Below are 21,223 nucleotides of genomic sequence, written 5' to 3'. Positions count from 1 at the left end.
CGGCCTGAGCGTCGTCGTCGTGAAGGAGTGCCCTGTGCAGCCCGGCTATCCAGGCCAGGATCCGTACGGCCAGCAGCCCCAGCAGCCCCAGGATCCGACCTCGTCTCCACCGTCCGACCCGTACGGCCAGCCCGGCTACGGCCAGCCCGGCTACGGCCAGCCCACGTCGGGGCAGCCGGCCTACGGCATGCCGCCCACCTCCGGCCAGCCGTACGGCCAGCAGCCGCCCCCGGGCCAGCCCTACTCCGACCCGTACGCGCAGCAGCCGGTGCCGGGTCAGCCGTACCCGGCGCCGGGTTACGGCGCGCCGGGTCCGCAGAAGAACAACACCCTCGGCCTGGTCGGCATGATCGTCGGTATCACCTCGATCGTGCTCGCGCTGTGCTGCCCGCTGCTGGGCATCCTGGTGGCGATCGCCGGCATCGTGCTCGGCTTCCTCGGCCGTAACAAGGCAGATCAGGGTCTGGCGGACAACCGGGGTCAGGCGATGGCCGGTCTGATCTGTGGCGCGGTCGGGGTCGTGCTCGGTATCGCCAACGCGATCCTCGGTGTGGTGTTGCAGACCGGCGGTGGCTTCAGCTTCTGAGCTGGCCGGCCTCCTGAGCGTGCAGGGCGTCCCGGGTCAACCGGGGCGCCCTGCGGCGCGTCTGCGGCTGATCCGGGGCGCCCCACGGCGCTGCCGGGGTGGCTGCCGCCGGGGGCCACCGGCCGCCACCGGGTCGGCCGGGGGCGCCGCCACGGCGCGGGCCGCACCGGCACCGATCGCCGCGCCGACGCCGACCACCGCACCCGCGACCGCCGCCACCTGCCAGGCGACCGGCCCGACCTCGGCGAGCCGGCCGGCGCCGAGCGGACCACCGGAGGCGGCGGCACCGGCTCCGAGGATCACCCCGGCGACCGGGCCGCTGAGCAGGGCCGTACCGAGCAACGTGAACCACCCCACCGGCTCGCCGGGCCCGGCGGTGTCGTCGACGCCGACGGCGGGCCAGCGCCGGGTCAGTACCCAGCCGGCGGTCATCCCGGCCAGCACCGGCAGGGCCAGCAGCGCGGCGCTGAGCCCGCCGGACGGACCGCCCGGCAGGCCGGCGAACAGCGGTACGGCCGGCAGACTGCCGAGGGTGACCTCACTGGTGCGTACCGCCGTGCCGGTGCCCAACGCGAACCCGGGGCCGAGCAGATAGGACGTCGCCCACATGGCGGCGTTCGGCGCGTACGCGAGGCTGAGCAGGGTGATGCCGGCCTGGCCGGCGACGCCGGCCCGGTAGACGCCGATGGTGTCGGCGGCGTCCCCACCACTGACCGCCACCGACAGCCCGACGGCACCGGCACCGGCCGCGAGCACCAGCAGCGCCGCGACCAGCCCGGTCCGGCCGGCGTGGCGCAGCGGCACCGGGACGCGGGCCCGTAGCCGGGCGTCGACGCCGGTGGTCCGGGCCGCGCCGAGCAGCGCACCGACCGCGCCGAACACCGCCAACCCGATCCCGGCCCGGGTCGGGTCGGCCGCCGCTGTCGTGGTCCCGGCGACCAGCCCGGCGGCGGCACCGACGGCACCGTACACGAGGCCGACAGCGAGCGCGACGGCGGCGGTGTGCCCCGGCGAACCGCTGCGGCGGGCACCGATGGCCCGGGTGGTGTGCACCCCGGCGCGGTAGATCCGCCAGGCGGCGAGGACGCTGAGCAGCAGCGGGGCCAGCCCGAGCGGGCCGGTCGAGGTCCCCAGCGGTACGCCGTGGCCGAGCAGCCAGGCGGCGAGGCCGACGCGGGCCGCGTCGGGCACCGACGACGCCCCTTCGGCCGACCGCAGCAGCCACAGCACCGCCGCGACCGGCAGGTAGGACACGACCGCCGCCCAGAGCGTGGTGACGGTGGCCGCGACCAGTAGCGGGGCCCGGCGGCGTCGGGCCGCACCAGGTGTCGACGGCCGGCCGGCACCGGGCGGCCGGGCGGCACCGGGCGGCCGGGCCACGTCGACAGGTACGGCGTGGTCCGGCGGCGGTTCCGGGGGGTGGGCTGCCATCGTGCCTACTTTGGCACGTCAGTGCACCGATGCTGCGGCATTACCGCCGTGGTCGGGCCGGTGACCTGCCGAACCACCCACCAATTCGGGCAAAAGACCGTACGCTCGGTGGCGTACCGCACCGCCCACGGCGGCGGTCGTCGACTCGACGGGGGTGTACGTGACCGCGCAGTATCCACCGCCTGCGGCAGCGGCCGGCAGCGACCGGAGCACCCTGTGGGGTGTGCTCGGCATCGTGGTCGGCCTGCTCTGCTGCGGCGTCCTCGGGATCCTCTTCGGCGCGCTGTCGATCCGCGACGCCAACCGCTTCGGCAAGTCCACCGTGCTGGGTTGGGTGGCGATCGTGCTCAGCGTGCTGAACATCATCGGTGGGGCCAGTCTCTGGGCCACCGGGAACTACCCGATCGGCTGACCGGCAGCACGCAGGGGGCCATCGACCGGTCGCCCGGTAGCTGGCCCCCTGCGGTGCACGGCGCGGTACGGCGGCTCAGCCGCCGGTGATGACCTGCCGCATCAGGCGGGCGGTCTCACTCGGCGTACGGCCGACCTTGACGCCGGCTGCCTCCAGGGCGGCCTGCTTGGCGTCGGCGGTGCCGGCGGACCCGGAGATGATCGCGCCCGCGTGGCCCATGGTCTTGCCGGGCGGGGCGGTGAACCCGGCGATGTAGCCGACCACCGGCTTGGTCACGTTGGCCTTGATGAACTCGGCGGCCCGCTCCTCGGCGTCGCCGCCGATCTCGCCGATCATCACGATGGCGTCGGTCTCCGGGTCGTCCTGGAAGGCTGCCAGGGCGTCGATGTGGGTGGTGCCGATGACCGGGTCACCGCCGATGCCGACGCAGGTGGAGAAGCCGATGTCGCGCAGCTCGTACATCAGCTGGTAGGTCAGCGTGCCGCTCTTGCTGACCAGGCCGATGCGCCCGGCCGGGGTGATGTCGGCCGGGATGATGCCGGCGTTGGACGCGCCCGGCGAGGCGATCCCCGGGCAGTTCGGGCCGATGATCCGGGTCTTGCCGCCGGAGGCGACGTTGTAGGCCCAGAACGCCGTCGAGTCGTGCACCGGGATGCCCTCGGTGATCACCACGGCGAGCGGGATCTGCGCGTCGATGGCCTCCATCACCGCGGCCTTGCAGAACGCCGGCGGGACGAAGATGACCGTGACGTCGGCGCCGGTGCTGCTCATCGCCTCGGTGACGCTGGCGAAGACCGGCAACCGCACGTCGCCGAACTCGACCTGCTGGCCCGCCTTGCGGGGGTTGACCCCGCCGACGACGTTGGTGCCGGCGGCGAGCATCCGCCGGGTGTGCTTGGAGCCTTCGGAGCCGGTCATCCCCTGCACGATGACCCGGGAGTCCTTGGTCAGCCAGATCGCCATTTCGATCACTGTCCTTCCGGGCGGCCGGACGCCGCTGCGGCGAGCTGCGCGGCCCGCTCGGCCGCTCCGTCCATGGTGTCGACCCGCTCGACGAGCGGGTTGGCGGCCGAGTCGAGGATGGCCCGGCCGGCCTCGGCGTTGTTGCCGTCGAGGCGGACCACGAGCGGCTTGGTGACCGTCTCGCCGCGCTGCTCCAGCAGCGCCAGGGCCTGCACGATGCCGTTGGCGACCTCGTCGCAGGCGGTGATCCCACCGAAGACGTTGACGAAGACGGTCCGTACGGCCGGGTCGGAGAGCACGATCTCCAGCCCGTTGGCCATCACCGCCGCGCTGGCCCCGCCGCCGATGTCGAGGAAGTTGGCCGGCTTGACGCCGCCGTGTGCCTCGCCGGCGTACGCGACCACGTCGAGGGTGGACATGACGAGGCCGGCACCGTTGCCGATGATGCCGACCGAGCCGTCGAGCTTGACGTAGTTGAGGTCCTTCTCCTTGGCCCGCTGCTCCAGCGGGTCGACGGCGGACTGGTCGACCATCGCCTCGTGGTCGGGGTGCCGGAAGCCAGCGTTCTCGTCGAGGGTGACCTTGGCGTCCAGGCAGAGCACCCGGCCCTCGGTGGTGCGGGCCAACGGGTTGACCTCGACCAGGGTGGCGTCCTCGGCGATGAACGCCTGCCAGAGGCGTACCGCGATCTCGGTGATCTGGTCGGCGAGCTCCGCCGGGAAGCCGGCTGCGGTCACGATCTCGGCGGCCTTGGCCTCGTCCACCCCGACGGTGGCGTCGATGGCGATCTTGGCGACCCGCTCCGGGGTCTCGGCGGCGACCTGTTCGATGTCCATGCCGCCAGCGACGCTGGCGATGCAGAGGAAGGTACGGTTCGCCCGGTCCAGCAGGTACGACAGGTAGTACTCGTCGGCGATGTCGGCGGTCACCGTCAGCATCACCTTGCCGACGGTGTGCCCCTTGATGTCCATCCCGAGGATGTTGGTGGCGTGGGTGGTCGCCTCGTCGGCGTCCTCGGCCAGCTTGACGCCGCCGGCCTTGCCCCGACCACCGACCTTGACCTGGGCCTTGACCACGACACGGCCGCCGAGGCGCTCGGCGATCGCGCGGGCCTCTTCCGGGGTGGTGGCGACGCCGCCGGCGAGCACGGGCAACCCGTGTCGCTCGAACAGCTCGCGCCCCTGGTACTCGTACAGGTCCACGTTTGCGCGTCCCGTTCCGTCTCCGCGGCGCGCCGTCGCGCCGCCGCCAGCGTGCATTGCAGATGACTTGTCCGGTCACGAGCCGTGACCGGCCATTGGCGCAGCCTAACCACCCGTACCGGTGGGGCCAGCAGCCGGGCGGACGGTGTGCGCAACCGCACACACCCCGCCCGGCCGGGAAAAAGGCCGGCCGGCCACGTAACCACCGGTGACGGGCGTCGTTGACTGTGATGTCGGTGCACGCACAGCGGCGCCGACGCGAAAGCGGCCGATGCCCTGTCGGTCGAGGGGTGGCGGCGGGGCATCGTGCATGGAGAGGCCGGACGTGTGAGGGGTGCGTCCGGCCTCTCACCTATTGGCGGACGTGCGTCGCCTGATCGCCGCGCGTCATCTGTAACGCCGCGCGTCGCCGGGCTGTCCGGACACGTTGCCGCGTACCCAGTCGACGATCTCACCGGTGCTCGCTCCGGGGGTGAAGATCCGGGCGACGCCGAGCGCGGCGAGTGCGGCGATGTCGTCGTCGGGGATGATGCCGCCGCCGAAGACCACGATGTCCTCGGCGTCGCGCTCGCGCAGCAGGTCGAGGACCCGGCGGAAGAGCGTGAGGTGCGCGCCGGAGAGCACCGAGAGCCCGACGGCGTGGGCGTCCTCCTGGATCGCGGTCTCGACGATCTGCTCCGGGGTCTGGTGCAGGCCGGTGTAGATGACCTCGATACCGGCGTCGCGCAGCGCGCGGGCCACCACTTTGACTCCCCGGTCGTGGCCGTCGAGCCCCGGCTTGGCCACCACCACCCGGATCCGCGTCTGCATCGCTGCGCCTCCCGCCCGTCGGCCCGCCGCATGCGGCCCTTAACGAAGGTTAACCAACGTCGGCAGGCTGGCGGGAGCCTGTCCGTCGCCCGACACGGGACAGCGGACCGACACACTGAACGCACGATAAGTATTGCTCAATGTAACCGGGAGTTACCAACGAGTGGGCTAATAAAAGGTTACGAATTCGGACAATACACAACGGACGATCGCAGATCGTCAACGGTTTTTTGCGAGTCGGGTTGTGGCCAGGCTGGGGGTTGGCTACCGTGTCCACGGTTGTCATCTGGTTCCGGCCAGAACCAACCCGGCCAACGAGCGTTAACTACACGGTCCTACGACGCTTGCACCACCGGCCGAACTACCCGCCAACGGAGGGTGTGCGTGCGCCAACGCCTGTCGTCAGAGCCCGACAGATATCGGGGTCGCCGCCGCGTACCCACCCCCCCTCGCAACCGGTACGCCGCGGTGATGACCACCGCCGTGGTCGGCGCGGGTGTCGTCGCCCTCGGGGCCAGCGCGATGCCGGACGCCAAGACACTGAGCCCTGCGGCCCTGGCCGACCTGGAGACCACGGCCGCCCTGAGTGACCAGGCCCTCGAGCGCGCCAGCGACGCCGAGCGGGCGTCGCGGGACACCGACCGCGCGCCGGCCACCTCGATGACCCAGGCAGCGCCGGACGTGTGGATGCTGCCGCTGCACGGCTACACCTTCACCTCCCCGTATGGGATGCGGTGGGGCAAGCTGCACGCCGGTGTCGACCTGGCCGCCCCGGAGGGCACCCCGTTCCAGTCGATCCACTCGGGCACAGTCACCCTGGCCGGCTGGAACGGCGGCTACGGCTACTGCGTCATCGTCAAGCACGACGACGGCACCGAGGCGGTCTACGGGCACGCTTCCCGGCTGCGGGTCACCGCCGGCGACCGGGTCGAGGCAGGCGACCTGCTCGGGGACGTCGGGAACACGGGCCACTCCTACGGCGCCCACCTGCACCTGGAGGTGCACGTCGAGGGCGAAGCGAAGGACCCGATCCCGTGGTTGCGGGACAAGGGAGTGGACATCCAGCTACAAGTGGAGTCAATTTACGGTGGAGTAGTCGACTCCTGACTGAGCGTATCAGTAGTTGACCGCCCAGACCAGCCGGTCTGGGCGGTTTCTTGTGTCCTCGATCGCCCAGAAGTGACCTGCACCACTCGACGCATTGTGATCGGCGTCACGTTCAACCGCCAGCAAAAACTACGCAGAGCTACCGCCCGCGCCGCAGAACTCCCCATCCGTGAGCACCCTGAGTCACTTCTCCTGGTACCCCGTACCCACCCTCCGTGGTTGGCACACCACCATTTTCGGGTCCGTGCTCTCCCTACCACGGAGGTCCCCCCGTGTCGCACACCGAGCCTTCCCGGCCCGCCGCACCGGCCCGACACCGCGCCACCGGCGCGCACCGGCTCCCACCCGGTGCCCGCGCCCGGATCCGTCACATCGGGCGGCGCAGCCGCACCGTGGCGCTCACCGGGCTGGCCATCGCCGCCCTCGGCATCGGCGGTGCCGCCACCGCCCTGACCTACCCCGACGAGCCTGGGCAGAACGACCCCACCACCGTCACCACCGCCGGCGAACGGACCACCGACGAGCAGGCGGCCATCGACGAACGGGCCGACGCGGCACAGCGGGCCGACCGCAGCGAACGCCGCGCCACCGCCGAGCCCGGCGGGCAGGCCGGCTTCGGCCCGGCCGACGCCACCCCGACACCGAGCGGTACGACATCTGCCGCCGCACCCACCGACGCGGCGACCCCGACCGAAGCCGGGACCGACGCGGGCGCCGACGCCCCGGCCGACAGCGGAGCGGCCACCGCTGCCGCCGCCACCGCGCCCGACCCGACACCGAGCGCCAGCCCCGACTGGGTCACCCCGATGCCCGGCGCGCAGATCACCTCCTGCTACGGCCAGCGCTGGGGCGTCCTGCACGCCGGAATGGACCTCGCCATGCCTGCCGGTACGCCGGTCCTGGCCGCCGGAGCGGGCACCGTCACCGTCGCCGGCTGGGCCTACACCGGGTACGGCATCTCCGTGGTGATCGACCACGGCAACGGTCTGCTCACCCACTACGCCCATCTCTCCGCCACCAGCGTCGCCGTCGGCGACAAGGTGGCCCCGGGCGACCAGATCGGCCAGGAGGGCTCCACCGGTGACTCCACCGGCCCGCACCTGCACTTCGAGGTGCACGTCGGTGGGCTGTGGAGCCAGGTCGACCCGGCGCCGTGGCTGCGCGAACGCGGCGTCGACCTGGGCTGCTGACCGCTGCGGTACGGGCCGGGTCAGACCTTCTCGATCGGGGCGTGCCGCAGCACCAGCCACATCGTCTGATCACCGAAGTCGATCTGCGCCCTGGCCGCCGGGCCGTGCCCTTCCACCGCCAGCACCCGACCCAGCCCGTACCGCTGGTGGTTGACCCGCTCACCGACCGCCACCTTCGGCGCGGTGGGCAGCTCGCTGGCGGTGCTCAGCCGGCTCGGGTCCACCCCGAGCCGCGCAGCGAGGCGGGCGGCTTTCGGCGTACCGCCGGCGAAGCCGCCACCGCGCGCCACCAGCGACCGGTCCGCGGCCCCCGACCGGCCACCGACGCCGCCGCCCGTGCCGGACCAGGACGTGTACGCGCCCTCGGTGCGTTCCCAGCGGACCAGCTCGGCCGGCAGCTCGGCGAGGAACCGCGACGCCGGGTTGTACGCCGGCTGCCCCCACGCCGCCCGGGTGACCGCGCGGGACAGCAGCAGCCGCTGCCGGGCCCGGGTGATCCCGACGTACGCCAGCCGCCGCTCCTCCTCCAGCTCCCGGGTGTCGCCCAACGCCCGCAGGTGCGGGAAGACACCGTCCTCCAGGCCGGTCAGGAAGACCACCGGGAACTCCAGGCCCTTCGCGGTGTGCAGCGTCATCAGCGTGACCACGCCCTGGTGGTCCGGATCGTCGTCGGGCACCTGGTCGGCGTCGGCGACCAGCGCCACCTGCTCCAGGAAGCCGGCCAGGGTGGCCGGCTCGTCGGACGCCTCGACCCGCTCGGTGTACTCCCGGGCGACGCTGACCAGCTCCTGCAGGTTCTCCACCCGACCGGCGTCCTGCGGGTCCAGGCTCTCCTCCAGCTCGGTGAGGTATCCCGAACGCAGCAGCACCGCCTCCAGGACCTCCTCCGGCGTGCCGGTGGCCGCCTGCTCGCGGACCCCGTCGAGCAGCGCCACGAAGTCGCCGATCGCGTTCACCGCCCGGGTGGAGATCCCCGGGGCCTCGGCGGCCCGACCCAGCGCGGCACCGAACGAGATCCGCTCCCGGGCGGCCAACGCCTCGACGCACGCCTCGGCCCGGTCACCGATCCCCCGCCGGGGCGTGTTGAGCACCCGCCGGATGCTCACCGTATCGTCGGCGTTGACCACCGCCCGCAGGTACGCCAGCGCGTCGCGGACCTCCTTGCGTTCGTAGAAGCGCACCCCGCCGACCACCTTGTACGGCAGCCCGACCCGGATGAACACCTCCTCGAAGACCCGTGACTGGGCGTTGGTGCGGTAGAAGACCGCGACGTCGCCAGGGCGGGCCGACCCGTCGTCGCAGAGCTGGTCGATCCGCCGGGCCACCCAGTCCGCCTCGGCGTGCTCGGTGTCGGCGACGTAGCCGACGATCGGCTCGCCGTCGCCCTGGTCGCTCCAGAGCCGTTTCGGCTTGCGGCCGGCGTTGTTGGTGATCACCGCGTTCGCGGCGGACAGGATGGTCTGGGTGGAGCGGTAGTTCTGCTCCAGCAGGATCGTGCGGGCCTGGGCGAAGTCGCGCTCGAACTCCAGGATGTTGCGGATGGTCGCGCCCCGGAAGGCGTAGATCGACTGGTCGGCGTCGCCGACCACGCAGAGCTCCCCCGGCGGTACGCCGTCGCTGCCGTCCCCGACCAGCTCCTTGACCAACTGGTACTGCGCGTGGTTGGTGTCCTGGTACTCGTCGACCAGCACGTGCCGGAACCGTCGACGGTAGTTCTCCGCGACGTGCGGGTGGGACTGCAACAGGTGCACCGTCGTCATGATCAGATCGTCGAAGTCGAGCGCGTGCGCCTCCCGCAGCCGGCGCTGGTAGAGCGCGTACGCCTCGGCGAGCGCCCGCTCGTTGGGGCCGGCCGCCCGGTCGGCGAACGTCTCCGGGTCGACCAGCTCGTTCTTCAGGTTCGACACTCCGGTGGCCAGCCCACGGGCCGGGTAGCGCTTCGGATCCAGGTCCAGCTCGCGGGCGACGAGCTGCATCAGCCGCCGGGAATCGTCGGCGTCGTAGATCGAGAAGGTGGACTTCAGACCGGCGTGCTCGTGCTCGGAGCGCAGGATCCGCACACAGGCGGAGTGGAACGTGGAGACCCACATCATCCTGGCCCGGGGGCCGACCAGGTTGCCGACCCGCTCCTTCAGCTCCCCGGCGGCCTTGTTGGTGAAGGTGATCGCCAGGATCTGGCCGGGGTGGGTGCCCCGGGCGGCGAGCAGGTACGCGATCCGGTGGGTCAGCACCTTGGTCTTGCCCGACCCGGCACCGGCGACGATCAGCAGCGGACCACCGGCGTGGGCGACCGCGTCCCGCTGCGGACCGTTGAGACCGGTCAGCAGGGCCGCGCCGGCAAGGGAACCGTCGTCGCCGGTCCGGGCGCGGTCAGCGGTACGAGGGCTGTCGTCGGGTACGCCACTACCGCCACGGCTGGCAGCAGGGACGGGTGTGGCCGCTGGGGTTTCGAAGAGAGGATGCATCGCAGCAGGAGTCTATGCCGACCGACTGACAGCGGTGAGCAGGCTCTCGGCGGGCAGTTGGCGGGAATCCTTGCGCTGGCGTCGGCCGCATGGGCATACTCACAGGCGTGATCGGCCGAGCGCGGTTTTACTTTACCTACGGTTCCGGGAGTCCGGCTGCCGCAGGTCGCGCCTGATCGTCAGACCTACGAATGCCCCGGCTCTCGCGAGAGTCCGGGGCATTTCGCGTGCCGGGCATCGCGGGGCGTCCGCCGGGGGCCCGACCAGTCCAGGAGGCAGGACATGGGGACCAACGCCGTGGCGCCGCAGAGCGCCGAGGACAGCGCCACCGGGGCAGGCGCGGCCGGCACACCGCCGGCTGGCCGGCAGCAGACCGGCACCGACGCTCCCGAGGCGTCCGACCGGATCCTGGCGATCCGCGACCGGATCAACGAGATCGACGAGGCGCTGATCTCGTTGTGGCAGGAGCGCGCCGAGCTGTCGCGCCAGGTCGGCGCGGTCCGGATCGCCTCCGGCGGCACCCGGCTGGTGCTGTCACGTGAACGCGAGATCATGGAGCGGTACCGCACCGCGCTGGGCGCGGACGGCACCCAACTGGCCCTGCTGGTGCTGCGCGCCGGCCGCGGGCCGCTGTGAACCACCCGTGAACCACCGCTGAAACCGCCCTCGGGCCACCGCTGACGCAACGGTGGCCGGCGCCGGTCCCCGCCCCAAGGGGTGACGACCAGCGCCGGCCACCGTGGGCGACAGCGCGTTCCTGTGAGCCTGTTCCTTGACGCCCTATTCCTTGACGCCCACCACGTCGCGTACCTCGGCGAAGTGGCAGGCGCTCGGGTGCGCCGACGCGTCCCGTACCGTCAACGCCGGCTCCTCGGCGGCGCAGACGTCCTGCGCCTTCCAGCAGCGGGTGCGGAACCGGCAGCCCGACGGCGGGTCGGCCGGCGACGGGACGTCGCCTTCCAGGACGATCTGGTCGCGCAGGCCACGCACGGTCGGGTCCGGCAGCGGCACCGCGGAGAGCAACGCCTGGGTGTACGGGTGGGTCGGCCGCTCGTAGATCTCGTCCTCGTTGCCGATCTCCACGACCTTGCCGAGATACATCACCGCGACCCGGTTGGCGATGTGCCGCACCACCGACAGGTCGTGCGCGATGAAGATGTACGACAGCCCCAGCTCCTGCTGCAGCTTCTCCAGCAGGTTGATCACCTGGGCCTGGATCGACACGTCGAGCGCGGAGACCGGCTCGTCGCAGAGGATGATCTCGGGACGCAGGGCGAGCGCCCGGGCGATCCCGATCCGCTGCCGCTGCCCGCCGGAGAACTGGTGCGGGTACCGGTTGATGTGGTCGGGGTTGAGCCCGACCAGGTCCAGCAACTCCTGGACCCGCCGCCGTCGGTCGCCGCGCGGTGCGACGTCCGGGTGGATCTCGAACGGCTCACCGATCAGGTCGCCGACCGTCATCCGCGGGTTCAGCGACGTGTACGGGTCCTGCATCACCAGCTGGATGTTGCGCCGGGCCCGGCGCAGCTCGGCGCGGCTGCGTCCGGCCACGTCGGTGCCGTGCACCAGGATCGAGCCCGAGGACGGCTGCTCCAACCCGACCAGCAGTTTGGCCAGGGTGGACTTGCCGCAGCCGGACTCGCCCACGATGCCGAGGGTCTCGCCCCGGCTCAACTGGATGTTGATGCCGTCGACCGCGCGGACCGCACCGATCTGCTTCTTGAACAGGATGCCCTGGGTCAGCGGGAAGTGCTTGACCAGGTCCCGGGTCTCCAGAACGACGTCACTCATCGCCCTTGACCTCCTTCCAGAAGTGGCAGGCGGAGGTACGGGTGGGTGCCACCGGGAACCGCGGTGGTGGCGGATCGGCCCGGCAGATGTCCTGCGCGTACCGGCACCGGGGGTTGAACGAGCAACCCGGTGGGATGTTCGTCAACGCCGGCGGCAGCCCCTTGATGACGTTGAGCTGCTGGCCCTTGAGGTCGATCCGGGGGATCGACTCCAGCAGCGCCTTCGTGTACGGGTGCGCCGGTGAGGCGTAGATGTCCCGGACCGGCGCCTCCTCGACGACCCGACCCGCGTACATGACGGAGATCCGGTCGGCGACGTCGGCGACCACGCCCATGTCGTGGGTGATCAGCACCAGGCCCATGTTGCGTTCCCGCTGCAGCTCCGCGAGCAGGCTCATCACCTGCGCCTGGACGGTCACGTCGAGGGCGGTGGTCGGCTCGTCGGCGATCAGCACCTCGGGGTCGAGCGCCAACGCCATCGCGATCATGACCCGCTGGCGCATGCCGCCGGAGAACTGGTGCGGGAAGTCGTTCACCCGCTGCCGGGCGGCCGGGATCTTCACCAGGTCGAGCAGCTCGACCGCGCGGGCCTTGCTGTCGGCCCGGGACATCCCCCGGTGCTTGCGGAACAACTCGGACAGCTGGAACCCGACGGTGAAGACCGGGTTCAGCGCCGACAGCGCGTCCTGGAAGATCATCGCGATCCGGTTCGCCCGGATCTTGCGACGCTGCGACTCCGGCAGCTTCAGCAGGTCGACGCCGCGGTAGCGGATCTCGCCGCCGGTGACGTACCCGGGTGGCGAGTCGATGATGCCCATGATCGCCTGCGCGGTGACGCTCTTGCCGCAGCCGGACTCGCCGAGGATCGCCAGGGTCTCACCGGGCTGCAGCGAGAAGCTGACCCCGTTGACCGCGTGCGCGATGCCGTTGCGGGTACGGAACTCGACCTGCAGGTCCTTGACCTCCAGCGGCGGTGCACTGGAGTCGAGGCCGGGCAGTGCGTCGATGGTGGCGGTGATGTCTCTGTCCGTCGTCATGGCTCACCTCACCGCAGTTTCGGGTCGAGGGCGTCCCGCAGCGCGTCGCCCATGAGGATGAAGGAGAGCACCGTGCCGACCAACAGGCCGCACGGGAACAGCAGCAGCCAGGGGTCCTCCAGGAAGTAGACCTGGTGAGCGTTGATCATGATCCCCCAGGACTGCGTCGGGGCCCGCAGGCCGACACCGAGGTAGGTCAACGTCGCCTCGGCCGCCACGAACGCGCCCAGGGCGATGGTCGCGTAGACGACCATCGGCGCGATCGCGTTCGGCAGGATGTGCCGCAGCATCATCCGGCCGTTGGTCGCGCCCATCGCCCGCGCCGCCTGGACGTAGTCCAGGCCCTTGGAGGAGATCACGCTGCCCCGGATGATCCGGGCGATCGTGGTCCAGCCCAGCAGGATCAGCACCGCGCCGATCGTCCAGACGTTCTGGATCCGGATCACCGTCAGGAAGACGATCGCGCCGAGCAGGAACGGCAGCGAGAAGAAGATGTCGGTGATCCGGGAGAGGATCGCGTCGACCCAGCCGCCGAAGTAGCCGGCCAGCAGGCCGATGGCGCCGCCGATGAGCACGATGCCCGAGGTGGCGAAGATCGCGATCGACAACGACGGCCGGGCCCCGTAGATGGCGTGCGAGTAGTAGTCGCAGCCCAACTGGTCGAAGCCGAACGGGTGGTCCCAGCTCGGTGGCGTCCGGGTCCGGGAGACGTTGCAGTCGGCCGGGTTCTGGCTGGTCCACAGCCCGGGGAAGGCCGCCATCGAGCCGACGATCAGCAGGTAGATCGACGCGATCACGAAGACCGGGTCGCGGACCAGCTGCCGGCCCGCGTCGGCCCAGAGGCTGGCGTTGCGCTCCGTACTGTTGGACGCGGTGCCGTTGGACGCGGTGCCGTTGGACGCGGCGTCGCCCGGGGTCGGGGTCCCGGCGGCGGGCGGGTCGCCGTCGTCGACGGTCTTGGCCGCGTTGGTCGGGTCACTCATGGTGCCACCTCACTACGCTCGGTCCGCCGTGGGTCCGCACGGCGCCGGGCAGGCCGATGGGTCGGTTGTGCTCACTCATAGCGGATCCGTGGGTCGAGGACCGCGTAGAGCAGGTCGACCAGCAGGTTCACCACGAGGAAGACCAGGACCAGCATGGTGACCACGCCGATCGCCACGGACGCCTCACCGCCGGTCGCAGACCGGGCGACCAGCAGGCCGATACCGGGGACGTTGAAGATCCGTTCGGTGACGACCGCGCCGCCCATCAGGACGCCGACGTCGACACCCAGATAGGTGATCACGGGGATCAGCGAGTTGCGCAGGGTGTGCACGCCGACGACCCGCTTGCGGGCCAGGCCCTTGGCCTTGGCGGTACGCACGTAGTCGGACCGGATGTTCTCCATGATGCTGGTCCGGGTGAGCCGTGCGGTGGTGGCCAGCGACACCGCGCCGAGCACCAGACCGGGGATGACCAGGCTGGCGAACGGATACTCCACCTTGAACCCGGCACTGAAGACCCCGCGGGATATCAGGTCGGGTATCCAGTCGATGTCCCGCAGCACGTTGCCGAACTTGACCCCGACGTACTCGCGCACCACGATGCCGAGCACGAAGATCGGCACCGAGATCACGAACACCGTCGAGATCTTCACCACGTAGTCGGCGAAGCTGCCGCTGCGCAGCCCGGCGAGCACGCCTGCGGCGATGCCCACGATGGACTGGAAGAGCATCGCGATCAGGACGATCTTCAGGGTGAACGGCACCGCGTCGGCCACCATCTCGACGACCGGCCGGCCACGCAGGTTCACACCAAAATCGAAGTGCAGGAATATGCCCTGCAGGCGGTCACCGAACAGCCCGAAGCAGGGGTTGAATTTCTGTTCCAGGCACGGGTCGTCGAGCCCCAGCTTGGCGCTGAGGGCGTCCATCTGCGCCTGGCTGGGGGTCCGGTCGCCGAACAACGCGCGGACCGGGTTGCCGCTCAGTTGGATACCCACCGAGGTGATGTAGTGCAGCAGGAACATCGTCCCGAGCACGGTGGGGATGAACTGGAGCAACCGTCGGATGACGTAGCGCCCCATGACGGGGGTCTCCTCTCGGCGCTAAACGTGGCGGCAACAGGCTCCTCGTGGGAGACCCGTTGCCGCCACGTCGCGTTACGACTTGATCAGTCAGACCCGGGGGTCAGGAGTTGCTCTTCAGCGTGATCTTGCCGTACTCGGCGTCCGAGATCTTGTTCCAGACGAACTGGTCGACGTTCTCGCCGTACAGCGCCGCGACCTTGCTGAACCACATCGGGATGACCGGCAGGTCCTCCACGACGAGGTCCTCGGCCTGGTTGTAGAACGGGATGGCCGCTTCGAGGTTCTCGGCGGCGTCACCCTGGGCGATCAGGGCGTCGAACTCCGGGTTCGAGTACGTGGAGTTGTTGCTACCCGAGCCGGTGCCGTACAGCGGCTGCAGGTAGGTCTCGATGACCGGGTAGTCCGGGCCCCAGCCGAGCCGGAACGGGCCGGTGAAGGCCTTCTGGTCGGCGGTGGAGAGGTACTCGGGGAACTGCAGGTTGACCTTCAGCTCGTAGTCGATGCCGAGCGCGGCCTTGATCTGGTCACCGACGGCCTGCAGCCAGGCCTCGTGGCCGGCACCGGCGTTGGCCCACAGCTCCAGCGGTCCGCCCTGCCAGCCGCCGGCTTCCTCCAGCAGCTGCTTGGCCCGCTCGATGTCCTGGGTGCAGTACTCGCAGACGCCCGGACGGTAGCCGTCGAAGGTCGGCGCCACGACACCCTCGGCCGGGGTGAACCGGCCGTTGAAGACGGCGTCGATGATGCCCTGCCGGTCGATGGAGAGCGAGAACGCCTGGCGGATCCGCTTGTCCGCGAAGTTCTCGTTGTACATCGGCATGCCGACGTAGGTGAAGCTGTCGCCCGGCGCCTCGTACATCTGCTCGCCGTACTGCTGCTTCGCCTCGGCGTAGCGGGCCGGCGGGATGGTGTACATGACGTCCAGCTCGCCGGCCTGGAAGGCGGCGTAGCCGGCGTCGACGTCCTGGTAGATCTTGTACGCCAGGGTGTCGGCCTTGCCCTTGTCCTCACCCGCCCACGAGTCGCTGCGCACCAGGGTGATGCCGACGTCGTGCTGCCAGCTGCCCTCGATCTTGTAGGGGCCGTTGCCGATCGGGGTCTCGTTGCAGGCCTCGCTGTCGGCGATGCAGGCCTCGGCCATCGGGAAGAAGCCGGAGTAGCCGACGATCGCCGGGAAGCCGGAGAACGGCGCCTTCAGCTCGACGGTGAAGGTCATGTCGTCGACCTTCTGCAGACCGGACAGCTCCTGCGCGACCGGCTCCGGGGCCTCCTGCGGCCCGTCGCCGTCCGGGTCCTCACCGGCGGTGACCTCGTCGATGCCGGCGATGCGCTTCATGAAGTACGAGTTGTTCTGGGCGTTCGGCCCGTACGCCGTGAAGTTCCACGCGCGGATGAAGGCGTCGGCGTTGACTGGCTCGCCGTTGTCGAAGGTGTAGCCGTCCTTGACCTTGATGGTCCAGGTCTGGTTGTCCTCGGACTCGATGGACTCGGCAAGGTCGTTCTCCGGCTCACCGGTCTCGGCGTTGTACTTGACCAGACCACGGTAGAGCTGGCGGATCACCAGGATGGACGGCTCGTCGTCACCAGCGGACGGCAGCAGGAAGGCCGGCTCCGAGGCATAGATGCGAAGTTCACCGCCGGAGTCGTTCTCCGTGGTCTCTCCGCTGTCGCTACTGCAAGCGGTGGCGAACAGAGCGATGGCGGTCGTTGCGACCGCCACCTTTAGGGATTTCCCACGCATGGGAGAGCCTCCTCAGGGCGCTCACGGGGGGGGTTGTGAGGTGACTGACACTGTGACACCAGGTAGCCCGTTGCGTGAAGGTGCCGTTATCAAGCCGATACGCGGCCGGGACGGCTCCGATACGCCGATCGAGATCTCTCGACCTCGCCCGGAACCCGTGCTGACCTGGGCATCCGACCACTGTACAACCCCAATTACCGGAGAGTAGGGACGCCCTGCTGTGACCTTCCCCGCCACCCTCCGTGACTCTCGGATGTCAAGTTAATACTTTCCGTCACCGCTCGCCCGGGGTGTCCGAATGCCGGATTGGCGACAATTGCGAGATTGTAACCCCGGCGTTAACGCAAGTCCGCAGTAGCGCCACCCCGACGGGTCGGACCAGCCGGAGTAGACCGCCACCCCACATCCGTGGCGCCATCAGGTTCCCATCATCCGGGAGATAGAGCAAGTCCACTGGCGGTCAGATCAACCGCCGGTCTGCTGCCCATCTGGACAGTTCGTACCGGTTTGACATCTGCAGCTTCCGCAGCACGTTCGACACGTGGGTCTCGACCGTCTTGATCGAGATGAAGAGCTCCTTGGCGATCTCCTTGTACGCGTACCCCCGGGCCAGCAGCCGCAACACCTCGCGCTCCCGGTTGGTCAGCTGGTCCAGCTCCGGGTCCACCACCGGGGCGTCCGGCCGGGCCGCGAAGGCGTCCAGCACGAACCCGGCCAGTCGAGGGCTGAACACCGCGTCGCCGTCGGCGACCCGGTGGATCGCCGCCGCCAGGTCCTCCGGGGAGATCGTCTTGGTGACGTAGCCGCGGGCTCCGGCCCGGATCAGCCCGATCACGTCCTCGGCCGCGTCGGACACACTCAACGCCAGGAACCGCACCGACGAGCGACCGGCACCCGGACCTCGCAGGACCGCGTCGAGCACCGCCCGTCCGCCACCGTCCGGCATGTGTACGTCGAGCAGCACCACGTCCGGTGCCGTCGCCGCGATCCGGCTGACCGCCTCGGCGACCGTGGCGGCCTCGCCGATCACCTCCACGTGCGCCCCCAGCTCGGCGCGTACGCCGGCCCGGAACATCGCGTGGTCGTCCACGAGGAAGACCCGCAGTCGCCGCCCGTCGGAGGTGTCCGGCTCACCGCCCGCCGTCGGAAGACCGCCCGGCTCGTCCATCACTGTTCGTCCTCTCCTGTCGGGGTCTCCGGACCGACCGGAAGGATCAGCCGGACCTCGGTGCCCTCCCCCGGCGCGCTGAGAATCTCCGCCCGGCCGCCGTGTCGACGCATCCGCCCGACGATCGAGCCACGCACCCCGTGCCGATGATCCTCGACCTGCGCCGGGTCGAAGCCGGCGCCCCGGTCCCGGACGAAGACGCTGAGCTGCTCGGGTTCGGCCTCGGCGTACAGCGAGACGGTCTGCACCCCGGCGTGCCGGGCCGCGTTGACCAGCGCCTCCCTCGTCGCCGCGACCAGGGCGCCGACCCGCTCGTCAGTGCCCCGGTCACCCACCACCACCGCCTCGACGCTGAGCCCGTAGGTGTCCTCGACCTCGGCCGCCGCCTGCTCCAACGCGGCCGCGAACCGTTCCGTCGGCGACGCCGTCGGCTTGTACAGCCAGTTGCGCAGCGACCGTTCCTGACCACGGGCCAGCCGCTGCACGGCCTTCGGGTCGGCGGCGTTGCGCTGGATCAACGCCAGGGTGTGCAGCACCTGGTCGTGGATCATCGCGGCCAGCTCGGCCCGCTCCTGCTCGCGGACCCGGCCCTCGCGTTCGGCCCGCAGCTGGTTGAAGGTCCGCCACAGCACCGGCGCGGTCACCACCCCGACCCCGGCCAGCCCCACCAGGGCGAAGATCACCCCGTTGAGGACGGCGGCGGAGTTGCCCTGCGGCGTGTACACCGCCACCACGCCGATCACGCCGACCGCGACGAGCAGCCCACCGCCGATGAACCGCAGCAGGAAGGCCCGCCGGTCGCTCTCCTCGACGACCGCCCCGAGCCAGGGCACCTGCGGCAACGTCTCGCTCCACGCCCGGCGCCGTTCCGGAGCGGCGTCGTGCCAGATCACGCCGGCCCCGACCGCGACGATCGCGACCAGCCAGCCGGCGGTGGTGCCGATCCCGCTGGAGGCGAAGACCAACGCCTGGATCAGGATGACGCCGAGGCCGATCGCGACGAACGGCAGCAGCTCGACCAGGTCCCGCCGGCGGGGCTGACCGTTGCTGGCCGGCGGGACGACGGCCCAGAACGCCGCGTAGAGCAGCACCCCGAGCCCGCTGAAGCCGATCAGTACGACGAACGCCGCCCGGACGCCGACCAGCGGCAGGCGCAGATGCTGTGCGATCCCGGCAGCCACGCCGGCCACCACCCGCTGCTCACGGGAGCGGTACAGCCGTGGTGGCTCGATCGCGGTGGTGATCTCGGCCTCCCGGGACGGCACGGACGCCGCCGCGGCCGCGGCGGCGCTTCGATCGTCACACGTCGGACACCGCCCGGACCACGGGGACGACCCGGAGACCCGGTGGCATCGGATCTCAGGGTGCGCTCAGGGTCGAATCCCGAGGCATGCCGGGCGGCCGGACGCGCAGGATCACCCTATGACCGACGACCCGACCACGCCGCCCGGTCCGGTGCCGCCACCGGGCCCGCCGCCCGGTCCGCCACCCGCCGGTGACCCGTCACGGGACGAGCCCTCGGCGGCCGGACCGCCGCCCGCCAGTGACCCGCCGCCGACCGCCGAACCGCCGCCCGCCAGTGACCCGCCGCCGACCGCCGAACCGCCCGGTGGCGGGTCGGCCTGGGGTCCGCCGCCCGGGGCCTTCACCCAGCGGTACGGGCTCGTCCGGCCGCGGCAGGGCCGCTACCTGGCCGGAGTCTGCGGGGCGATCGGGCGGGCCACCAACACCGACCCCGTCCTGTGGCGGGTGCTGCTGGCCGTCCTCGGCTTCTTCGGCGGCATCGGCATCCTGGTCTACCTGGTGGTCTGGCTGGGCACGCCGAGTGAGGGGGACGACACCTCCCCGGTGGAGGGGCTGCTGGGCCGGGGTCGGTCGAGCATGTCGCCGGTGACCGTACTGATTCTCGGCATCCTGGCCGCAGTGATGTTCGCCTTCATCGTCACCGACGGGTTCCGCGCCGTGCTGCTCGGCTCGGCGGTGCTGATCGGTGGGGTGCTGCTGCTCAACCGCAACGCCCACCAGGGCGGCCCGGCACCGGCCCCGTACCCCGGTGGGGCCCCCGAACCGGCCCAGTCGGCACCGATGGCCGCAGCCGCCACCCCGTACCCCCCGTCGGGTTTCCCGGCCCCGGCGCCCTACCCGACGTCCTACCCGGTGCCGGCGGCCCCGGTGCCGGCGTATCCGTCGGCGCCCGGCGGGGCCGGCGCCGCGCCCGCCGCCGGCTACCGGGCACCGTTCGCCCCTTACGGGCCGTACGCGACCCGCCCGTCGCCGTACGGCCCGGTGCCGCCACCGCCACCGCAGCCACCGGCGCCAGTGCCGCCACCACCGCCGAAGGTGCGGTCCCGACTCGGCACCGTCACCTTCTCGATGATCTTCGTGGTGCTGGGTGTGGTCGCCGTGATCGACCTCACCGACGTGGCCGCGACCCCCCCGTCGGCCTACTTCGCGGCGGTCCTCGCCACGATCGCGGTCGGTCTGCTGGTCGGCGCCTGGTTCGGCCGGGCCCGGTGGCTGATCGCGCTGGGGCTGGTGGCCAGTGCGGCGGTCGGCATCTCCAGCCTGGCCGAGTCGGTCACCGCGACCGACACCCAGGCGGTGTACTGGCAGCCGGCCGACTACGACCAGCTGGCCTACCGGTACGAGACGACGTTCGGCGACGCCGTTCTCGACCTGCGCGACGTCGACTTCACCGACCGGCAGACGGAGGTGACGGTGACGCTCGGGCTCGGCACGCTGCTGGTGCAGCTGCCGCCGGAGGTGGACGTGCGGGCCGAGGCCGATGTGAAGGCCGGTGAGGCCGTGGTGCTCGGCCAACGGTGGAGCGGGTTCGACCAGTCCCCCCGGGTGATCTCCGATCTCGGCGACGACGGCGCCGGCGGCGGCGAACTCACCCTGCGTGTCAAGGTAGCGGCCGGCGACCTGGAGGTGGTCCGATGAAACGGCACCGTACCGACGCAGTGTCCCTCACCTTCGGGTTGATCTTCAGCCTGGTCGCCGGCTGGTGGCTGGTCTCCCGCCTGGTCGACGTCCCGCTCCCGCAGGTCGGCTGGGTGGTCGCCGGTGGTCTGATCCTGATCGGCGTCCTCGGCCTGGTCGGCGCGCTGCGCTCGGGCCGGGGCGACCGCGCCGACACACGGCAGACCGACGAACCGACCGGCACACCGCAGAACGGGGACGACAGCGACGCGCCGACCCTCACCGAGCTGAGCGACCTGCCCGGTCCGCCACGCGGTTGACGGCCGCTGCGGGG

General features: G+C 71.1%; 19 protein-coding genes. 7 read left to right on the top strand and 12 right to left on the bottom strand.

What is annotated here, in order from left to right; all coding sequences use genetic code 11:
* The first annotated feature begins 34 nt into the window (after window positions 1-34).
* Complete coding sequence (locus tag ACN28F_RS19995) at window positions 35-586, top strand: DUF4190 domain-containing protein (protein ID WP_421359153.1); 552 nt, start codon at window positions 35-37, stop codon at window positions 584-586.
* A 36-nt stretch (window positions 587-622) separates the two neighbouring features.
* Here ACN28F_RS19995 and ACN28F_RS19990 read toward each other — a convergent pair whose 3' ends face one another.
* A complete protein-coding gene (locus ACN28F_RS19990; RefSeq protein ID WP_421359151.1) occupies window positions 623-2,017 on the bottom strand; it encodes a DUF6350 family protein in 1,395 nt (464 codons plus the stop codon).
* 160 nt (window positions 2,018-2,177) lie between these two features.
* On the opposite strand from ACN28F_RS19990, the gene ACN28F_RS19985 reads away from it, so the two are divergent.
* Window positions 2,178-2,429: a hypothetical protein gene (locus ACN28F_RS19985; RefSeq protein WP_421359150.1), complete on the top strand. Its 252-nt coding sequence runs from the start codon at window positions 2,178-2,180 to the stop codon at window positions 2,427-2,429.
* Window positions 2,430-2,504: 75 nt separating this feature from the next.
* On the opposite strand, the gene sucD is transcribed toward ACN28F_RS19985, so the two are convergent.
* The 3 genes from sucD to ACN28F_RS19970 all read right to left on the bottom strand — a co-directional run bounded on the left by sucD (window position 2,505) and on the right by ACN28F_RS19970 (window position 5,404).
* Window positions 2,505-3,392 carry a succinate--CoA ligase subunit alpha gene (sucD, locus tag ACN28F_RS19980; protein ID WP_421359148.1) on the bottom strand — a complete coding sequence of 296 codons (888 nt, stop codon included), beginning with the start codon at window positions 3,390-3,392 and terminating at the stop codon, window positions 2,505-2,507.
* Window positions 3,393-3,397: 5 nt separating this feature from the next.
* Window positions 3,398-4,594 carry an ADP-forming succinate--CoA ligase subunit beta gene (gene sucC / locus ACN28F_RS19975; protein WP_289209411.1) on the bottom strand — a complete coding sequence of 399 codons (1,197 nt, stop codon included), beginning with the start codon at window positions 4,592-4,594 and terminating at the stop codon, window positions 3,398-3,400.
* Window positions 4,595-4,981: 387 nt separating this feature from the next.
* Window positions 4,982-5,404, bottom strand: a complete 423-nt coding sequence (locus tag ACN28F_RS19970; protein ID WP_289209410.1) for a cobalamin B12-binding domain-containing protein — start codon at window positions 5,402-5,404, stop codon at window positions 4,982-4,984.
* Between the two features lie 384 nt (window positions 5,405-5,788).
* Here ACN28F_RS19970 and ACN28F_RS19965 point away from each other — a divergent pair, with 384 nt between their 5' ends.
* Both ACN28F_RS19965 and ACN28F_RS19960 read left to right on the top strand, forming a co-directional pair.
* The gene (locus ACN28F_RS19965) at window positions 5,789-6,511 is read left to right on the top strand and encodes a M23 family metallopeptidase (protein WP_289209409.1); all 723 of its coding nucleotides are present in this window, start codon (window positions 5,789-5,791) and stop codon (window positions 6,509-6,511) included.
* Window positions 6,512-6,783: 272 nt separating this feature from the next.
* Window positions 6,784-7,701 (top strand): M23 family metallopeptidase, encoded by a 918-nt coding sequence (locus ACN28F_RS19960; protein ID WP_421359145.1) that lies wholly within the window; start codon window positions 6,784-6,786, stop codon window positions 7,699-7,701.
* 20 nt (window positions 7,702-7,721) lie between these two features.
* On the opposite strand, the gene pcrA is transcribed toward ACN28F_RS19960, so the two are convergent.
* Window positions 7,722-10,166, bottom strand: a complete 2,445-nt coding sequence (gene pcrA, locus ACN28F_RS19955) for a DNA helicase PcrA (protein ID WP_289209407.1) — start codon at window positions 10,164-10,166, stop codon at window positions 7,722-7,724.
* Between the two features lie 282 nt (window positions 10,167-10,448).
* Between pcrA and ACN28F_RS19950 the strand changes: the two genes are divergently transcribed.
* Complete coding sequence (locus ACN28F_RS19950) at window positions 10,449-10,802, top strand: chorismate mutase (protein WP_289209406.1); 354 nt, start codon at window positions 10,449-10,451, stop codon at window positions 10,800-10,802.
* 144 nt (window positions 10,803-10,946) lie between these two features.
* On the opposite strand, the gene ACN28F_RS19945 is transcribed toward ACN28F_RS19950, so the two are convergent.
* The 7 genes from ACN28F_RS19945 to ACN28F_RS19915 all read right to left on the bottom strand — a co-directional run bounded on the left by ACN28F_RS19945 (window position 10,947) and on the right by ACN28F_RS19915 (window position 19,232).
* The gene (locus ACN28F_RS19945) at window positions 10,947-11,957 is read right to left on the bottom strand and encodes an ABC transporter ATP-binding protein (protein ID WP_421359144.1); all 1,011 of its coding nucleotides are present in this window, start codon (window positions 11,955-11,957) and stop codon (window positions 10,947-10,949) included.
* The gene (locus ACN28F_RS19940; RefSeq protein ID WP_421359142.1) at window positions 11,950-12,993 is read right to left on the bottom strand and encodes an ABC transporter ATP-binding protein; all 1,044 of its coding nucleotides are present in this window, start codon (window positions 12,991-12,993) and stop codon (window positions 11,950-11,952) included. The genes ACN28F_RS19945 and ACN28F_RS19940 overlap by 8 nt, the downstream gene beginning before the upstream one ends.
* 8 nt (window positions 12,994-13,001) lie before the next feature.
* Window positions 13,002-13,976 carry an ABC transporter permease gene (locus tag ACN28F_RS19935; RefSeq protein ID WP_421359140.1) on the bottom strand — a complete coding sequence of 325 codons (975 nt, stop codon included), beginning with the start codon at window positions 13,974-13,976 and terminating at the stop codon, window positions 13,002-13,004.
* A 71-nt stretch (window positions 13,977-14,047) separates the two neighbouring features.
* The gene (locus tag ACN28F_RS19930) at window positions 14,048-15,058 is read right to left on the bottom strand and encodes an ABC transporter permease (protein ID WP_421359138.1); all 1,011 of its coding nucleotides are present in this window, start codon (window positions 15,056-15,058) and stop codon (window positions 14,048-14,050) included.
* Between the two features lie 103 nt (window positions 15,059-15,161).
* Window positions 15,162-16,799 carry a peptide ABC transporter substrate-binding protein gene (locus tag ACN28F_RS19925; protein ID WP_421359136.1) on the bottom strand — a complete coding sequence of 546 codons (1,638 nt, stop codon included), beginning with the start codon at window positions 16,797-16,799 and terminating at the stop codon, window positions 15,162-15,164.
* 460 nt (window positions 16,800-17,259) lie between these two features.
* Window positions 17,260-17,967: a LuxR C-terminal-related transcriptional regulator gene (locus tag ACN28F_RS19920; RefSeq protein WP_421359134.1), complete on the bottom strand. Its 708-nt coding sequence runs from the start codon at window positions 17,965-17,967 to the stop codon at window positions 17,260-17,262.
* Window positions 17,967-19,232, bottom strand: coding sequence for a PspC domain-containing protein (locus tag ACN28F_RS19915; protein WP_421359132.1), 1,266 nt, complete (start codon window positions 19,230-19,232; stop codon window positions 17,967-17,969). The genes ACN28F_RS19920 and ACN28F_RS19915 overlap by 1 nt, the downstream gene beginning before the upstream one ends.
* A gap of 157 nt (window positions 19,233-19,389) precedes the next feature.
* On the opposite strand from ACN28F_RS19915, the gene ACN28F_RS19910 reads away from it, so the two are divergent.
* Both ACN28F_RS19910 and ACN28F_RS19905 read left to right on the top strand, forming a co-directional pair.
* Window positions 19,390-20,910, top strand: coding sequence for a PspC domain-containing protein (locus tag ACN28F_RS19910; RefSeq protein ID WP_421359130.1), 1,521 nt, complete (start codon window positions 19,390-19,392; stop codon window positions 20,908-20,910).
* Window positions 20,907-21,209 carry a hypothetical protein gene (locus ACN28F_RS19905; protein WP_421359128.1) on the top strand — a complete coding sequence of 101 codons (303 nt, stop codon included), beginning with the start codon at window positions 20,907-20,909 and terminating at the stop codon, window positions 21,207-21,209. The genes ACN28F_RS19910 and ACN28F_RS19905 overlap by 4 nt, the downstream gene beginning before the upstream one ends.
* Window positions 21,210-21,223 lie beyond the last annotated feature (14 nt).

Source organism: Solwaraspora sp. WMMA2101, assembly GCF_049179175.1.
In the GTDB taxonomy this organism is placed as follows: Bacteria; Actinomycetota; Actinomycetes; order Mycobacteriales; family Micromonosporaceae; genus Micromonospora_E.
Note: the sequence above shows the minus strand (reverse complement) of the source record. Positions and strands in the feature narration are given on the sequence as shown.

Bases quoted from the DNA above. Each gene is read 5' to 3' on its own strand.
- ACN28F_RS19990 (WP_421359151.1), bottom strand. From the start codon at position 2,017: ATGGCAGCCCACCCCCCGGAACCGCCGCCGGACCACGCCGTACCTGTC.
- ACN28F_RS19905 (WP_421359128.1), top strand. From the start codon at position 20,907: ATGAAACGGCACCGTACCGACGCAGTGTCCCTCACCTTCGGGTTGATC.
- ACN28F_RS19935 (WP_421359140.1), bottom strand. From the start codon at position 13,976: ATGAGTGACCCGACCAACGCGGCCAAGACCGTCGACGACGGCGACCCG.
- ACN28F_RS19910 (WP_421359130.1), top strand. From the start codon at position 19,390: ATGACCGACGACCCGACCACGCCGCCCGGTCCGGTGCCGCCACCGGGC.
- ACN28F_RS19945 (WP_421359144.1), bottom strand. From the start codon at position 11,957: ATGAGTGACGTCGTTCTGGAGACCCGGGACCTGGTCAAGCACTTCCCG.
- ACN28F_RS19940 (WP_421359142.1), bottom strand. From the start codon at position 12,993: ATGACGACGGACAGAGACATCACCGCCACCATCGACGCACTGCCCGGC.
- ACN28F_RS19950 (WP_289209406.1), top strand. From the start codon at position 10,449: ATGGGGACCAACGCCGTGGCGCCGCAGAGCGCCGAGGACAGCGCCACC.
- ACN28F_RS19920 (WP_421359134.1), bottom strand. From the start codon at position 17,967: ATGGACGAGCCGGGCGGTCTTCCGACGGCGGGCGGTGAGCCGGACACC.
- pcrA (WP_289209407.1), bottom strand. From the start codon at position 10,166: ATGCATCCTCTCTTCGAAACCCCAGCGGCCACACCCGTCCCTGCTGCC.
- ACN28F_RS19970 (WP_289209410.1), bottom strand. From the start codon at position 5,404: ATGCAGACGCGGATCCGGGTGGTGGTGGCCAAGCCGGGGCTCGACGGC.
- ACN28F_RS19925 (WP_421359136.1), bottom strand. From the start codon at position 16,799: ATGCGTGGGAAATCCCTAAAGGTGGCGGTCGCAACGACCGCCATCGCT.
- ACN28F_RS19930 (WP_421359138.1), bottom strand. From the start codon at position 15,058: ATGGGGCGCTACGTCATCCGACGGTTGCTCCAGTTCATCCCCACCGTG.
- sucD (WP_421359148.1), bottom strand. From the start codon at position 3,392: ATGGCGATCTGGCTGACCAAGGACTCCCGGGTCATCGTGCAGGGGATG.